Annotated in this window: 13 protein-coding genes and 1 pseudogene; 9 read left to right on the plus strand and 5 right to left on the minus strand. The window is 72.8% G+C overall.

The window, feature by feature from the left end; genetic code table 11:
- Positions 1-15 precede the first annotated feature (15 nt).
- Positions 16-705: a Type 1 glutamine amidotransferase-like domain-containing protein gene (locus AC3WRT_RS17900; RefSeq protein ID WP_492724306.1), complete on the plus strand. Its 690-nt coding sequence runs from the start codon at positions 16-18 to the stop codon at positions 703-705.
- Here AC3WRT_RS17900 and cobF read toward each other — a convergent pair.
- Together cobF and AC3WRT_RS17910 are read right to left on the minus strand one after the other, a co-directional pair.
- The gene (cobF, locus tag AC3WRT_RS17905; RefSeq protein ID WP_492724308.1) at positions 702-2063 is read right to left on the minus strand and encodes a precorrin-6A synthase (deacetylating); all 1362 of its coding nucleotides are present in this window, start codon (positions 2061-2063) and stop codon (positions 702-704) included. The two genes, AC3WRT_RS17900 and cobF, sit on opposite strands and share 4 nt — an antisense overlap.
- On the minus strand, positions 2060-3577 hold the full coding sequence (locus AC3WRT_RS17910; protein WP_492724309.1) for a cobyric acid synthase: 1518 nt from the start codon (positions 3575-3577) through the stop codon (positions 2060-2062). Before AC3WRT_RS17910 ends, cobF begins: the two co-directional genes overlap by 4 nt.
- Before the next feature lie 56 nt (positions 3578-3633).
- Here AC3WRT_RS17910 and AC3WRT_RS17915 point away from each other — a divergent pair, with 56 nt between their 5' ends.
- Positions 3634-4140 carry a nitroreductase family deazaflavin-dependent oxidoreductase gene (locus AC3WRT_RS17915; RefSeq protein WP_492724310.1) on the plus strand — a complete coding sequence of 169 codons (507 nt, stop codon included), beginning with the start codon at positions 3634-3636 and terminating at the stop codon, positions 4138-4140.
- 39 nt (positions 4141-4179) lie between these two features.
- Here AC3WRT_RS17915 and AC3WRT_RS17920 read toward each other — a convergent pair whose 3' ends face one another.
- On the minus strand, positions 4180-4890 hold the full coding sequence (locus AC3WRT_RS17920) for a PadR family transcriptional regulator (protein WP_492724312.1): 711 nt from the start codon (positions 4888-4890) through the stop codon (positions 4180-4182).
- Between the two features lie 387 nt (positions 4891-5277).
- On the opposite strand from AC3WRT_RS17920, the gene AC3WRT_RS17925 reads away from it, so the two are divergent.
- From AC3WRT_RS17925 to AC3WRT_RS17940, 4 genes are read left to right on the plus strand one after another with little or no spacing between them, the layout of a single operon-like run.
- On the plus strand, positions 5278-5712 hold the full coding sequence (locus AC3WRT_RS17925) for an ATP-binding protein (RefSeq protein WP_492724314.1): 435 nt from the start codon (positions 5278-5280) through the stop codon (positions 5710-5712).
- A 21-nt stretch (positions 5713-5733) separates the two neighbouring features.
- A complete protein-coding gene (locus tag AC3WRT_RS17930; RefSeq protein ID WP_492724316.1) occupies positions 5734-7200 on the plus strand; it encodes an LLM class flavin-dependent oxidoreductase in 1467 nt (488 codons plus the stop codon).
- A gap of 10 nt (positions 7201-7210) precedes the next feature.
- Positions 7211-8098, plus strand: coding sequence for a DUF5926 family protein (locus tag AC3WRT_RS17935; RefSeq protein ID WP_492724318.1), 888 nt, complete (start codon positions 7211-7213; stop codon positions 8096-8098).
- A gap of 5 nt (positions 8099-8103) precedes the next feature.
- Positions 8104-8838, plus strand: a complete 735-nt coding sequence (locus tag AC3WRT_RS17940; protein WP_492724320.1) for a glycosyltransferase family 2 protein — start codon at positions 8104-8106, stop codon at positions 8836-8838.
- Positions 8839-8995: 157 nt separating this feature from the next.
- On the opposite strand, the gene AC3WRT_RS17945 is transcribed toward AC3WRT_RS17940, so the two are convergent.
- Positions 8996-11188: a hypothetical protein gene (locus AC3WRT_RS17945; RefSeq protein ID WP_492724322.1), complete on the minus strand. Its 2193-nt coding sequence runs from the start codon at positions 11186-11188 to the stop codon at positions 8996-8998.
- Positions 11189-11285: 97 nt separating this feature from the next.
- Here AC3WRT_RS17945 and AC3WRT_RS17950 point away from each other — a divergent pair, with 97 nt between their 5' ends.
- Both AC3WRT_RS17950 and pheA read left to right on the plus strand, forming a co-directional pair.
- Positions 11286-11789 carry a DUF4446 family protein gene (locus AC3WRT_RS17950; RefSeq protein WP_492724324.1) on the plus strand — a complete coding sequence of 168 codons (504 nt, stop codon included), beginning with the start codon at positions 11286-11288 and terminating at the stop codon, positions 11787-11789.
- Positions 11786-12733, plus strand: a complete 948-nt coding sequence (gene pheA, locus AC3WRT_RS17955; protein WP_492724326.1) for a prephenate dehydratase — start codon at positions 11786-11788, stop codon at positions 12731-12733. Before AC3WRT_RS17950 ends, pheA begins: the two co-directional genes overlap by 4 nt.
- 12 nt (positions 12734-12745) lie before the next feature.
- Here the strand turns inward: pheA and AC3WRT_RS17960 are convergent, their stop codons facing one another.
- On the minus strand, positions 12746-13549 hold the full coding sequence (locus tag AC3WRT_RS17960; protein WP_492724327.1) for a peptidoglycan-binding domain-containing protein: 804 nt from the start codon (positions 13547-13549) through the stop codon (positions 12746-12748).
- Positions 13550-13982: 433 nt separating this feature from the next.
- Between AC3WRT_RS17960 and AC3WRT_RS17965 the strand changes: the two are divergent.
- Positions 13983-14473: pseudogene (locus tag AC3WRT_RS17965) on the plus strand (hypothetical protein); the annotation flags it as partial.

The raw sequence follows: 14473 nt of genomic DNA on the forward strand, positions 1-14473 counted from the left end.
CAGGAGACAGGGAACATGAAGCTGTTGCTGACATCCGGCGGGGTCACGAACGCGAGCATCCACGCGGCGCTGGTCGGACTGCTGGGCAAGCCCATCGCGGACTCGACCGCCCTGTGCATCCCCACCGCGATGTACGGGCATCCCCACGTCGGCCCGGGCGCCAAGGCGTGGCAGTTCATCAGTGGGACGTCCGAGAACCCCATGGTCGACCTCGGCTGGAAGTCGGTCGGTGTGCTGGAGCTCACCGCCCTGCCCAGCATCGACGAGGAGGTCTGGGTGCCTCTCGTCAAGGAGGCCGACGTCCTGCTGGTGTCCGGCGGCGACGTCCTCTACCTGTGCCACTGGATGCGGGAGTCCGGGCTGGCGAGCCTGCTTCCCTTGTTGGGCGAGACGGTCTGGGTGGGACTGAGCGCCGGGAGCATGGTGATGGCGCCCGAGGTCGGGGAGGACTTCATCCAGTGGAGGCCGCCCACCGGGGACGACAGCACCTTGGGCATCGTCGACTTCTCGATCTGCCCACACCTGGCGCCGGACGGCATGCCTGGCAACTCGATGGCCGAGGCTGAGAGGTGGGCCGCCGGAATCGCGGGCCCGGCCTACATCGTTGACGACCAGACGGCGATCACCGTGGTCGACGGCGTCGTCGACGTGGTGTCCGAGGGCACCTGGAGGCTGTTCACGCCCGAGACGACGGCGCCTCTCTAGGCGTCCGGTTCGTCGCGCACCAGTGAGTAGTAGATCTCGTCGGACCGGGTGCCGTCCGGGTTGGGCAGGCGTCCACTGAGACGCCCCTCCATCCGGAAGCCGGCCTTCTCGGCCGCCCTGCCCGATGCCACGTTGCCGACCTTGTGCCCGAACTCGAGCCGGGCGAGCCCCGCCTCCTCCAACGCCCACCGCGACACGAGCCGCAGGGCCCGTGTCGTGAAGCCGCGGCCCCGGAAGCCCGGCACGACGCCGTAGCCGATGAGTCCCGTCCCGGGCGGCCCCATCCGCATGACGCCGATGACGCCGGCGCCCTGACCGGAGGAGACATCGACCATGACGAACCTGGCCGCCCGTCCTCGACGCCACTGGAGCCCGGCCGCGGCTGCCCCGCGCCGCGCCTCATCATCGGTAAGCGCCTGACCCGAGAAGTCCCACCGCAGCGACTCCTCGTTGTTGTGCTCGTCCCGCACGATCTCCCAATCGGCCGCGGTGACCGGGCGGACCGTGACGACCCCGTCGCTAAGCGGCTCCGTGTCCGGGAAGGGGTTGGCCGGCCGGTCCGTCCAGTCCGCCGGCGGCCGCAGCAGGTAGGTGTCCATGATCCAGCCGTGGCGCTCGCGGGCCTCGACGCGCACGCGGCGCACCTCGTCGACGACCTCGCCGAGCGGCCCGTGGAGGAGCAGCTCGTCGGGCGTGCCCAGGTAGGCGCCCCACCAGAGCTCGAGGTCCGGGAAGGCGCCGGCGAGGTCGGCGCAGGTGAGGTGCCCGTCGAGCATGACGACGACATCGCCGAGAGACGGGTCGTACTCGTCGAGCAGGCGACGACCGGTCGTGACGTGGATCGGCGCACCGATGCGGCCCAGCGAGATGCGGTGGCGTGCGGCGAGCAGCTGCGGCGCGCTGATCCCGGGGATGACGTCGTGCTCGACAGCCACGCCCGCGGCGGCGTACCGGGCGAGGAGCGCGTCCACGACCCGGATGGTCGAGTCGTAGAACGCCGGGTCGCCCCACACGAGGAACCCGACCGTCGTCACGTCCTCGGCGAGCCCGTCGAGGACGTGAGCGTACGCGTCGACCCGCGCCGCGTGCCAGTGGCGCACCCCGCGCTCGTATGCCGTCGCGTCGCATCCGCGATCCGGCCCCCGCCTCGGGTCGGCGACCTCGACGACGCGGTAGGAGTGGTCCGCCGGGATGAGGGCCTCGCACACGGCCTGCCGGGCGGCGACGAGGTCGGACTTCTCCTCGCCCTTGTCGGCGACCAGGAAGACGTCGACCGTGGCCAGCGCGCGTGCCGCCTCGCCGGTGACCTGCCCGGGATCGCCCATGCCGATGCCGATGACGCGGATCCGCTTGATCATGAGGTGGCCCCGATTCGGGTGAGTGCGAGCAGGGCATCGATGTCGACGTGCTCCTCGAGGGCGTCGGCGAGGGTGTCGAGCATCCGCTCGCGCCGTGCCGCGAAGCCCGGCGCCTCGGAGTGCGGCTGCCACTGCGATCCGGCAACATGCGCGACCTTCGAGAGCCAGGCGCGGCGGAAGTCGTCGCTCTCGAAGGCGCCGTGCCACATCGTCCCCCAGACCGTGCCGGCGGTCCACCCGTCCAGAAACCCTTGTGCCGCATGAGAATCCGCGTCGTCATCCAGGCAGAGCCGCCGAGCGATTCCGTGGTGGACCTCGTAGGCCGTGTCGACACGATGTCCGGCCCACGACCCGGCCGGGCGGGCCAGCACCTTCGCCTCGCCGAACTCGACCCGCACCGGGAGGTGGCCGAGTCCCGGTACGACCCCGACCCGGCCCTCGACGTCGTCCTCGATCTCGTGCCCGAGCATCTGGTAGCCGCCGCACACGCCGAGAACTGGGCGACCCAGAGCCACCCGCCGCGCTACCACGTCGGCCAGCCCACGCTCGCGCAGCCACTCGAGATCGCTTGCAGTGGAGCGTGATCCAGGCAGCACGAGCAGATCCGCGGACTCGGCGACAGCCGGGTCGATGGTGACAAGGACGTCGACCCCCGGCTCGGCGGCGAGGGCGTCGACGTCGGTCGCGTTGGAGATCCGCGGCAGCCGGATCACGGCCACCTTGAGCCGGTCGCGCGACGTCGCGGACAGCGCCGTGGAGGCACGCCAGTGGCCGATCTCCAGGGTGTCCTCGCTGTCGAGCCACACGTCGAGCAGCCACGGGATGACGCCGTGGAACGGCACGCCCGTGCGGTCGGTGATGGTCGCCAGCCCCGGCTCGAGCACCGACACGTCGCCGCGGAACTTGTTGATGACAAAGGACTTCAGCAGCGCGCGGTCCTCCTCGTCGAGCAGCGCCCACGTGCCGTAGAGCGACGCGAGGATGCCGCCGCGGTCGATGTCCCCCACGACGACGACCGGCAGCCCGAACTCGCGCGCCAGCCCCATGTTGACGTAGTCGCCCGATCGGAGGTTCACCTCTGCCGGCGAGCCGGCGCCCTCGCACACGACGAGGTCGTACGCGTCGGTGAGCTCCCGGTAGGCCGCGAAGGCGGCGTCGGCCAGGTGGACGCGCCCGGCGGCATACTGCCCCGCCTCGAGGGTCCCCGCGGGCTCGCCGCGCACGACGATGAACGAGCGCCGGTCGGTGCCGGGCTTGAGCAGCACGGGGTTCATCGCCGTCGTCGGCTCGACCCGGGCGGCGACGGCCTGGAGCCATTGGGCGCGCCCGATCTCGCCGCCGTCGAGACACACCATCGAGTTGTTCGACATGTTCTGCGCCTTGAAGGGCGTGACCTTCACGCCGCGGCGTGCGAGGGCGCGGCACAGCCCCGCGACGACGACGGACTTGCCGGCGTCCGACGACGTGCCGGCAACGAGGAGGCCGGACGGGCCGGAGAGCGCGGAGGAAGGCACCCGACCATCCTGCCGGACGCCCGCCGTTTCGCCCCGACGGGTTCTACGCTGCGCAGGTGCAGCTGCGCCACCACGAGAAGGCCAACGCAGCCCAGCGGTTCCTTCGTCGTGCCATCGCCACGCGGCCGGGCGCCTGGGTGGGCAGGCGAACACTGCACCGGCTCGACCTGCTCGCCCACCGCCTCACTCCCGGACGCATCCCACCGAGCCAGTGGCTGGCGGCCGTGCCCGTCGGGATGCTGACGACGACCGGGGCCCGGTCCGGTCAGCCGCGCACCGTTCCGCTCATGCTGGCGTCGCTGGACGACGGCTGGGGCGTCATCGCCTCGCACTACGGCTCCGAGCGTCCGCCCGGGTGGTACTTCAACCTCCGTGCCCACCCGAGCGCCACGCTAGAGGTCGACGGCGTCGTGCGCCGGGTGCGCGCCGAGCAGGTCCAAGGGGCCGACAAGGAGCGGGTGCGTGAGGCGGCGCTGGCGTACTACCGCGGCTACACGGCATACGAGGGCCGGGCTGGTGGGCGCGACCTCGGCTTCTTCGTGCTGCACCCCGAGCACGACTGAGCGCGCTCGGGGTGCAGGCCGGGACTTCGACCCGGCTGTCTACTCCGGGTCGCCGTCGGCGAGCAGGCTGTAGAGCTTGCGCCGGGTCTCCGTGAGGATCTCCGCCGCCTCGGCGCGCTGCTGCGACGTGCCGGTCGTGACGATCTGCCACATGCCGCCCATCACCTGGCCGACGAGGGGCATGAGGTCGCTGCCGCCACCGGAGGGCCGGGGCGCCTCCTCCTCGGTCGACTCCTCGAAGGGCCGCCATGTGGCGGCCATCTCCTCGGCGTTCTCCTCGACGTAGGCGCGGCCGGCATCGGTCAGGCGCAGCAGCCGCCGGCCGTCGACGTCGCGGCCCTCGACGAGCCCTTCGTCCTCGAGCTGCTGGACGGTCGGGTAGACCGAGCCGGGACTCGGCTTCCAGGCGCCGCCCGTGCGCTCGGAGATCTGCTGGATGAGCTGGTAGCCGTTCATCTCGTCGCCCGCGAGGACGTCGAGGATGGCGGCGCGGACGTCGCCGCGACGGGCACGGGGCCCACGGCGAGGGCCAGAGTCGGGGCCGAAGCCGGGTCCCCCGAAGTGTCGGATCAGGTCGGCCATCCACGGGGGTGGGCCGGGGCGGCCGCGGCCGCCGGGGCCTGGTCCTCCGGGACCGCCCCACGGGCCCCGGCCGGGGCCGAAGCCGGGGCCGCTGCCCTGGCCTCCCCAGCCGCCGCCCCAGCCGCCGTCCCAGCCGGACTCACGTCGGGTGTGTCGGTGTCCATGCATGGTGTCTCTCCATTCTTCGCGCGACTCACGAACAGTCGCGATACTTCGACGATATATCGCGAGCGTGTCGGATGCAAGAGGAGGGCGGTGGGTATCGGAGACGTGAGTGCCCGCATCACCACCCTGGAAAGGAGGACGAATCGGGTCGTATCCGCCTCTCTAGCCGGACTGCTATACAGCGCCAGACGCAGCAATCACCCGGCCGGGATGCAGGAAAAGCCCGCGGTTCATTGAGGTCACGCGCAGGTTTCGTTAGCGTTCGCCGTCGGGGGGCATGGCGAATCGTCCGCCAGCAAGACTTGACGTGGCGAGCACACAGGGGAGCGGCTTGGGTCCCACGCCCGTGCGCCAGCACGAGGAGCCGCTGCAATCGCAAGGAGATCCACCATGGTCAACGTCCCGGCAGCACCGCTGGGCGAGAAGCGCACGATCCGAGTCCAGTGGGCGCCCTCGGCGGCTCCCCGGATTCGCAAGGAGCTCGTGCAGGACCTCGTGGCACGAGAGGTCTCGCCCCAGGTCATCGACGAGGCCGAGATCGTCGTCAGCGAGCTCGTCGCCAACGCCATCCGTCACGCCAGGCCGCTCGCCGACGGAGCCATCCGCATCCACTGGAAGGTCAAGAACGACGTCGTCGAGGTCGAGGTCTCCGACGGGGGAGGGCCGACCACGCCGCGGCCGGCACCGCCCGCAATGTGGGCACCGGGTGGCCGCGGGCTGCGCATCGTGCGCTCGCTCGCGCACGAGTGGGGTGTCATCGAGGACCCCAACGGCCGCACGGTGTGGGCCTCGCTGGGCGGCCCGTCGCGCCGCCGCTCCCACTGAGCCGACCGGTCAGGCGCCGCCGTGTCCCTCCCCGACCCGGCGCTCGTCGTGCTCGTCGGCGCCTCCGGCTCGGGCAAGTCCACGTGGGCGGCGTCCCGCTACCGGCCCGCTGAGACCGTCTCCGCCGACACGCTGCGTGGCGTCGTCGGCAGTGGCGAGCACGACCTGGACGCCTCCGCCGACGCGTTCGCGATCCTCGAGCAGGTCGTCGCGGCCCGGCTGGGTCGCGGGCTGACCACCGTTGTCGACACCCTCGGCACGGATGCGGCCCGGCGGCTGCGCTGGCTGGAGGCCGCCCGTTCCGCCGGCCTGCCAGCCGTGGCCGTCGTCCTCGACACCCCTGCTGGCGTATGCCGTTCGCGCAACGCCACCCGAGACCGCCCCGTCCCGGCCCGCGTCCTCACCAGCCAGCTCGCCTCCGTCGCTGCCACGGCCGAACGGTTGGCGGGCGAGGGTTGGCAGGTCGTCCGCGTGGCGCCCGACCAGCAGGAGCCGGACGCCGCCGTGCCGAGTCCCACCTCCACCTCACGCCACGACCCGACTGGGCTCAGGGGCGTGGTCCTCCAGCTGTCACGCTTCCCCGCGGACGAGGACCTGCTCACGTGGCTGCGGGCCATGGCCGCCGCCGCCGAGGAGGCCGGCCTCACCGGGCTGGCGCTGATGGACCATCTCATCCAGATCCCCCAGGTCGGCCGGGCCTGGGATCCCATCCCGGAACCATGGGTCACGCTCGGAGCGCTGGCGGCGTCCACGACGCGCCTGCAGCTCGGCACCCTCGTCACCCCCGTGACCTTCAGGGCGCCGGGCATCACGGCGAAGGCCGCTGCGACGCTGTCGGCCCTGACGGGCGGCAGGGTGTTCGTCGGCGTCGGAGCGGGTTGGTGGGAGCGCGAGCACACGGCATACGGCCTCGGGTTCCCGACTGCGCGTGAGCGACTCGACGCGCTCGAGCGGGGGATCGAGACGATGAAGGCCCTCTGGGGGCCGGGGACGAGGCCGTATGCCGGACAGCGCGTCTCGCTGCCCGAGACGACGTCGTACCCGCGGCCGGCCGGCGAGATCCCGGTGGTCGTCGGCGGAGGCGGTGACCGGACGCTGCGCATCGCGGCCCGCCTCGGCGACGGCTGCAACGTGCCGTCCGACGAGGCCGGGCTCCGCAAGGTCGCTCGCTACCTGCAGCTGGTGCGGGAGGCGGGGCACGACCCCTCGACGGTCCATGCCACGGTGCTCGACCTCCCCCTCGTCGGCAGGGACCGCGACGACGTCTGGGCCCTGGTCGAGCGCCATCGCGGCCGCACGCCCGCCGCGACCTTCGCGGCGCGCCACCACGCCGGCACCCCCGCCCAGCACGCCGATCGCCTGAGCGCCCTGGCCGGGCTCGGCGTGACGACCGCCTTCGTCGCGCCCGTAGGGCTCGCCGGGCCCGACGACGTGCTGGCCCTCGCGCCGCTCGCGACCGCGTTCGGCGCAGCCCAGCCCGGCCACTAGGGTGGCGCGCATGGGTAAGGCATCACGTCGACCGCGCGGCGAGCGCGCAGACCGTTCCGCACGTCCGCTCCCGGCCCCGTTCGTGGCGCGCCCCTTCGAGGGCCTGCCCAACGAGACCGACTGGGTGGCGATGCGCGAGATCGTCCCCGCCGCCACCGCGACGGTCCGCTTCGCCGACGGCAAGGCCCCCGAAGGCGCGCCCGACGAGGTGACCATCGCGACCGTGCTGCCGCTCGCCTGGCCCGGCCTGCACCGCGAGAACGGCGAGGTGCTCGTCGGCATCCAGTCCGGCAACGCCAGCGGCGACACGAGCCGCGACATCGCCCAGGCCATCTCGCTGGCCTCGGTCGCCCAGCCAGGCTCGCCGGTGGAGACGCTGCCGGTCTCGACCGCCGACACCCCCCGGCTGCAGGACCTGCTCGACACCGCCGCATCCTTCGAGATGCAGCTGCACGAGGGGTTCGACTTCTGGGTCGCCGACGCGGACCTCGACGCCGACGGCAAGGAGTCGCTCGAGCGCGCCAACGAGTCGGCCATCCCGACCGTCAAGCTCGACGCGGCGCCCTCCGCCTTCTGGTGCCGCATCGGCGAGCGCACCTACGTCCGTTGGGTGCTGCCCTTCGACGAGGACACCGCCACCAACGCGCTCGCCCGCCTGCACGCCGCCGGCGAGAGCCACCTCGGCGAGGACGGCCGCCTGCTCGGCTGCTTTCGCTCGAGCGGGCTGCTCATCCCGGTGTGGGAGGTCGACCCCGCATCGGAGGCGGCCGAGTTCGAGGACGCCGTGGCCGCGATGTGGACGAGGATCGACTCTGCGTCCGCAGTGACCGAGCCGCTCACCGCGGCCGAGCGCGGTGCCCGGGCAGGTCTCACCAACCGCCAGGTCACCCTGCGCTGACGACGATGACGACGACCCCGCCGCCGTCCGTCGCCGTCGTCATCCCGGCCAAGGACGAGGCAGTCCGGATCGCCGAGACCATCCGCGGCGTCCGCTGCATCCCTGGCGTGGACACCGTGGTCGTCGTCGATGACGGCTCCACCGACGACACCGCTGCCATCGCCGGCTGCGAAGGTGCCGAGGTCGTGCGGCACGCCCGCAACCACGGCAAGGCCGACGCCATGATGAGCGGTCTCGGCCGGGTCACCGCCCTGCGGCGCACCGGTCGCCTCGGGGAGACCACACCGGTCCTCTTCGTCGACGCCGACCTCGAAGCCTCCGCGCCGGCGGTCGGGGAGCTCGTCGGCCCGGTGGCCCGCGGCCAGGCCGACCTCACCATCGCGACGCTGCCCCAGCAGCAGGGAAGTGCGGGCGGCCACGGACTCGTCGTGGGCCTCGCCGGCCGCGGCATCGAGGAGCTGACGGGCTGGTCGCCGAAGCAGCCGCTGTCGGGGATGCGCTGCCTATCGCCGGCTGCGATCGACGCCGCGACCCCGTTCGCGCGCGGGTGGGGCGTCGAGGTCGGCATGACCGTCGACGTCCTCGACGCCGGCCTCATCGTCCTCGAGGTGCCGTGCGACCTCCAGCACCGGGTCACCGGCACCGACTGGCGCTCGCAGGTGCACCGGGCGGCCCAGTACCGCGACGTCGCGCTCGCCCTCGGCGTGCGTCGCCTGCGCCGCCGCCTCGGCCCCGGCTGACCCCCGAGTCGAGTGGGCACTTCGCCACGGAGAAAGTGCCCACTCGACCTTGGCTTGACGGCCCGTCCCGGTCGAGTGGGCAGTCGGCCACGGAAGAAATGCCCCACTCAACGGTGGGGAAGTGCCCACTCGACGGTGGGGGTGGTCGCTCCGCTGCTCAGATGTGGTGGCGGTCGCGGCGACGACGCAGCGGCGCCCGGCGGGCCTCGATGGCCAGGAAGTGCATCACGGCCGACACGACGAGCGGCACCGTGAAGATCGCCGCCACCGGAAGGATCGCCGCACCGGAGTCGTTGGTGAGGAAGCCGATGACGGCCATCACGATCACCGACAGCAGGCCGCGGCGCATGATCGGGGCCTCCTCGAGCAGGCGGCGCAGCGGCTCGGTGCCGAGGATGCCGGGGCGCAGTACGACCAGGACCATCAGGACCATCACGACGATCACAAGCGCGAGCAGCAGCGGCAGGTGCACCGAGAGCGAGACGTTGGCCCACAGCTTGCGCGACATGACGTCCCACGCGCCGCCGTCGATGACGGTCTGCAGGAAGCGACCGGGGTGCGAGCGCTCGGCCTCGGGCCGGCGCCAGTCGAGGTAGCACACGAGGCCGACGACGGCCGCGGCGACGAGCAGCACGACCGAGACGTTGCGCACCGACGTGCGCCAGCCCATGACGCCCATGAGCAGGAAGCCGAGCGCCGGCACGAGGGCGATCGGACCGCCGAAGTCCGCTCCCCAGGCGGGCAGGACGTCGACGGCGAGGGCCACGCCACCGACGAGCACCACGGCGAAGACCGCCAGCCGCGGGGCGTCGCGCCTCATCAGCGCGTGCGCGAGGGCAGCGCAGAGCAGCAGGACGGCCGCGGCATACAGCGCGAACGCGACGTTGCCCATGCCGTAGAAGCGGCCACCGACGAGCGGCTGCAGGCCGAAGATCGAGGAGATCTGCAGATGGGAGCCGGTGAGCAGGTCGATCCCGATGACACCTGCGGTGATGGCCGACATCGCCGCCAGCGGGCCGAGCGCAGAGCTGCTCCACGGGCCCCGCAGGCAGGCAAGGGTCAGCACCGCGCTGATGACCAGGACGAGCACGAGCAGCATGGCGACGAGCACGACGGTGTTGCTGGACCAGCGCCACCAGGGCACGAGGTTGGCCAGGAAGGTTGCCGCCGGCATCGCCGCCGAGGCGAGCCCGACGAGGCGGACCAGCCGCAGCACTCGCGCCCGCGTGAAGCGGCGGTTCCACGGTCGGGCTCGGCGCAGGACGAGCCACAGCACCAGCATCGTCAGGGCCGTGCCGCCGAGCCAGATGATCAGGAACGGCGCGACGATGCGGTGCATCGCGTCGGCCTTGGTGTCGATGTCGGTCAGCACCGTCAGCTTGTCGCCGGCCGTCGCCTCGCTGTTGTTGGCCGACGGGACGACGCTGAGCGCGCGGCCGCCGATGGGTTCCTTGGCCTGGACACCGCCGCGCTGCAGGATCGTGGCCGTGATGTCGGACAGCTGGGCCACGCCGGTCAGCCGGGTCGAGGCGGACGCGAGCAGGCCGGGGCCGTAGTGGGGGCCGCTCGCCGTCAGCAGGCGCAGCCGCTCCTGCTGGTCCCGGTCGGCGAGACCCGCGACGACGAGGTCTGCCCCGTTGGGCATCGCATCCATGACGAGCTCGATCCGGCGTTCGATGCCGTTGACCTGCTCCATGTGCCGCGTCGGGTTCGGGTCCGTGACGTCGATGCCGCCGACGTCGACGATGCTGACGGGGCACTGGGCGAGGTCGGAGACGAGGGTCGTCGCCTGGTATGGGGAGTACCGCGCGACCTTGCCGTCGGAGGTGGCGGCTGCCAGCCCGGCGCCCGGCCCGATCGCCTGGATGCAGGTCTTGGCCGCGGCGAAGCTGTCGCCGAGCAGGCCCAGCTGAGCGCGGAACTCCGCCTCGCGCGACGCGGTGGCGAGGGCGTCGAAGCCGCCCACCCGGGAGCCGGCGGCCGAGGAGCCGGTCACCTGCGGCAGCGGGTCGCACCTCGGCCGGGCCTCGCTGGTCTCGGGCCCGGCCGCCTCGCCGGCCGAGACGGTGGCCCAGCCGTCGGTCGGGCACGTCGTCAGCCGCAGGCTCTTGACGGAGACGGACGCCGCGGAGCCGTCACGCAGCAGCCCCCAGAGGGTCGGGGTGTCCTCGGCGGAGACGTCGTCCCACGAGAGGCCTCCGAGGCCGACGACGACGAGCGACTCGCCCGGCTGCGGCTGGGCGGTGGGCGGCACGGGGACGGTGGTGCGCTTGGCGTACGCGAGCGTGAGCGCCGCGACCAGGACCAGGAGCAGGACGACGAGCGTCTTCACGGGGTGGCGGCGGATCACGGTGGACAGACTACAAACCGAGGCTGTCCGGGCCAGGCGAGGTCACGGGCTGGGATCAGCGGGCCGCCCGGCACCCGCCCGGCTACCCTTGCCGATCGTGGACGCCCCGACGCTGACGACAATGGCCATCGCTGCCGTGCTCGTCGCGCTGCTCGCCCTCGCGCTCGCCGTCACCGCGCAGCTGCGCCTCGCCGGTGTCCGCCGTGACTTCGCAGCGCTGGACGGCGACGGCCGCACCGACATCGCGCGGGTGGCCGCCACGCAGAACCACCGCATCGACCGCCTCGCCGCCGAGCTGACCCGGCTGGGCGAGCACCTCTCGAGCGCCCAGGAGGACGTGCGCCAGAGCCTGCGCAACGTCGCCGTGGTGCGCTACGACGCCTTCGGCGACATGGGCGGCCGCCTCTCCTTCTCCGCCGCGATCGTCGACGACCTCGGCGACGGGATCGTGATCAGCTCGATCCACGCCCGTGGCGAGTCCCGCACCTACGCGAAGGGCATCGTGGGCGGGCGCTCGAGCATCACCCTGACGCCCGAGGAGCAGCAGGCGCTGGCCTCGGCGACCCGGGACGAGCTGGCCCCGGCGAAGGACGCGTCATGACCCCGCCGCGCACCCCGGACCAGCTGCACCGTTTCGGCTACCTCGGTCCGCGAGGCACCTTCACGCAGATGGCGCTCGACGCGTGGGACGGCGCCGAGGGCCGCGAGCACCTGCCCTTCTCCTCCGTCGACGCCGCGCTGGCGGCCCTGCGCGCCGGCGACGTCGACGCAGCGATGGTGCCGATCGAGAACTCCGTCGAGGGCGGCGTCTCCGCGACGCTCGACGCGCTCGCGACCGGCGAGCCGCTCGTCGTCATCGGCGAGGTGCTCGTGCCGATCACCTTCGTGCTGTGCGCACGCCCCGGTATGCCGCTGGCCGACGTCCGCACGGTCGGCACCCACTCGCACGCGTGGGCACAGGTGCGGGGCTGGATGGGTCGCCACCTCCCCGGCGCGGCATACGTCCCCACCCTGTCGACCGCCGCGAGCGCCGCCGCGCTGGGGCAGCCGGGCGAGGTGACGTTCGACGCGGCGGTGTGTGCGCCGGTTGCCGCGCGGAACGAGGGGCTGGAGGTGCTCGCGGAGGACGTCGGCGACAACGCGTCGGCCGTGACCCGCTTCGTGCTCGTCTCCCGTCCCGGCACGCTGCCTGAGCCGACGGGTGCCGACAAGACCACGGTCGTGCTCTTCCAGAGGGAGGACCACGCCGGTGGTCTGCTCGAGCTGCTCGAACAGTTCGCCGTGCGCGGAGTCAACATGACCCGCCTCGAGTCGCGCCCGACCGGCGAGGCGATGGGCTCCTACTGCTTCTCCATCGACTTCGAGGGCCACGTCCTCGACGCCAGGGTCGGCGAGACCCTGATGGGCCTGCGGCGGGTGTGCGCCGAGGTGCGCTTCCTCGGCTCCTACCCGCGCGCCGACGGCGGTCGCCCCGACGCACGGCAGGGCACCTCCGACGAGGACTTCGACCGCGCAAAGGCCTGGCTCGACGACCTGCGGGCGTGACGTCGGGGCACGTCAGCCGATCGTCGCGCCCATCTTGAGCAGGAAGAGCGTCTCTTCGTCGACCACGCCGTCGTCGCCGACGCGGTTGGCCTGCTGGAAGCGCTGCACGACCTTCTTGGTCTGCGTGCCGAAGTTGCCGTCCACCCTGAGCGTGCCCCCGGCGGCGCGCAGCGCACGCTGGAGCGTCACGACGTCGGCGCCCGTCGAGCCCACCCTGAGCGTGCGGTCGCCGAGCGAGCGAGCGATGAGCAGCACCCAGGTGCCGGCGTCGATGCGCCCCGGCTCGGGCGGCGCCGCCTCGTAGCCGGCCTCGAGGCGGGCCACCGCCGCACGGGTCTGCGGACCGTAGCTGCCGTCGACCGCCACGGGGCCGTAGTCCGCGTCGTCGAGGAAGCACTGCAGCGCCTGCACCGCCGGGCCCCTCGCGCCGGGCTCGAGGACGGGGTATGCCGTCAGCGTCCGCTCGCACGAGCCGGTGACGCTGCCGGGGGCGGGCGTCGTCGAGGCGGGTGCGGGCGTGGTCGCAGGCGCGGTCGGCGCCGCGGTGGGGCCGGCGCTCGTCGCACTCGGGCTCGGTCGCGTCGGGGTGAGCGGGTCGGCGCGCACCGTCGGGATCGGCCCGAGGGCGCTGCCGTCGATGGACGCGGTCGGCTTGGGCGTGGCGGTCGGCGCGGCCGACAAGGCTGGAGACTCGACGGCGGAGACGGTTCGCGGGGTCGTGGGGCTGCAGGCCGACAGCGTGATGCCGGCCAGGACCGCGGCCGCCGCACAGACGAGACCGACCCTCCGGTCGCCGCCCGTGGAGATGCGTGCCATGCCGTGCATCTGACTCCCCCAAGCTCACGTCGCGGGCCCTGACGCCGCACGCGTTCCAGAAGTATGCGCCGACGGGACCGAGCGGGCGCGCGCGACGCGCGGTGGCGGCATACGCCCGCTTGGTCCTTTTGCCCCAAGTGCGGGATGGGGGCGCCGGTGCTGCCAAGCCCGGCGCCCCACGATCGGGACCGCCCCCTGGAAGTCCCGAACCCCTGCAGGTCACCGTGCCTGCTGCCCCTCCGCAGCGCCCCGAAGCAGCTCGGTGACCGTTCCCCCTGCTGACCCAGAGTCGGTTTCGGCTGGCTTGATACGCCTCGGGGAGAAGAAGTTCGGAAGGCCCGGATGTATCAAAAATCCGAGTAGCCACACTCAGTCGGGTGTAAGGGTCTATCCAGCACCATCCGCCCTCCCACCAACCAGCAGGAGGTTGTCGATGCAAGAGTCGGGTCCCGACGCCCCACAGGGGCCGAACGGCGAGAACGCGACCGGCGGCTCCCGCCGCCCCGAGCGCCCGCCCGTCCGCGCCCTCGACCCGGCGACGGCGATGCGCCTGACCGATGGTCGACCGCCGCTGCCCGCGCTCTACCTCTCGGAGCGACTGCTCGTGCGTAACGAGCCCGGGGGAGCAGGCGGGGCGACACGGGGGCTGGACGACCTGCGCACGGCCCTCGGCAGGCTCGACATCGACTTCGAGGTGACGCCCCGACCCGACGGCACGCCGCGCAACCTCGAGCAGCGGACGTGGGGCAACAGCATCACGTTGCGGCCGACGCGGTCGATCGAGCCGGTCGATGCCTGGAGCGTGCTCCAGCGGCTCCGGGAGTCCGGCGACCCGGTCGCCGACCGGCTCAGCCTCGAGCACGTGCTGCGCCCGGCCGGCTACTGGGGAGGCGTGGGCTACTGGGGAGGCGTCGGCTACTGGGG

This window comes from Terrabacter sp. FW104-15G4B (genome assembly GCF_058790095.1).

Bases quoted from the DNA above. Each gene is read 5' to 3' on its own strand.
- AC3WRT_RS17900 (WP_492724306.1), top strand. From the start codon at position 16: ATGAAGCTGTTGCTGACATCCGGCGGGGTCACGAACGCGAGCATCCAC.
- cobF (WP_492724308.1), bottom strand. From the start codon at position 2,063: ATGATCAAGCGGATCCGCGTCATCGGCATCGGCATGGGCGATCCCGGG.
- AC3WRT_RS17920 (WP_492724312.1), bottom strand. From the start codon at position 4,890: ATGCATGGACACCGACACACCCGACGTGAGTCCGGCTGGGACGGCGGC.
- AC3WRT_RS17925 (WP_492724314.1), top strand. From the start codon at position 5,278: ATGGTCAACGTCCCGGCAGCACCGCTGGGCGAGAAGCGCACGATCCGA.
- AC3WRT_RS17935 (WP_492724318.1), top strand. From the start codon at position 7,211: ATGGGTAAGGCATCACGTCGACCGCGCGGCGAGCGCGCAGACCGTTCC.
- AC3WRT_RS17940 (WP_492724320.1), top strand. From the start codon at position 8,104: ATGACGACGACCCCGCCGCCGTCCGTCGCCGTCGTCATCCCGGCCAAG.
- pheA (WP_492724326.1), top strand. From the start codon at position 11,786: ATGACCCCGCCGCGCACCCCGGACCAGCTGCACCGTTTCGGCTACCTC.
- AC3WRT_RS17960 (WP_492724327.1), bottom strand. From the start codon at position 13,549: ATGGCACGCATCTCCACGGGCGGCGACCGGAGGGTCGGTCTCGTCTGT.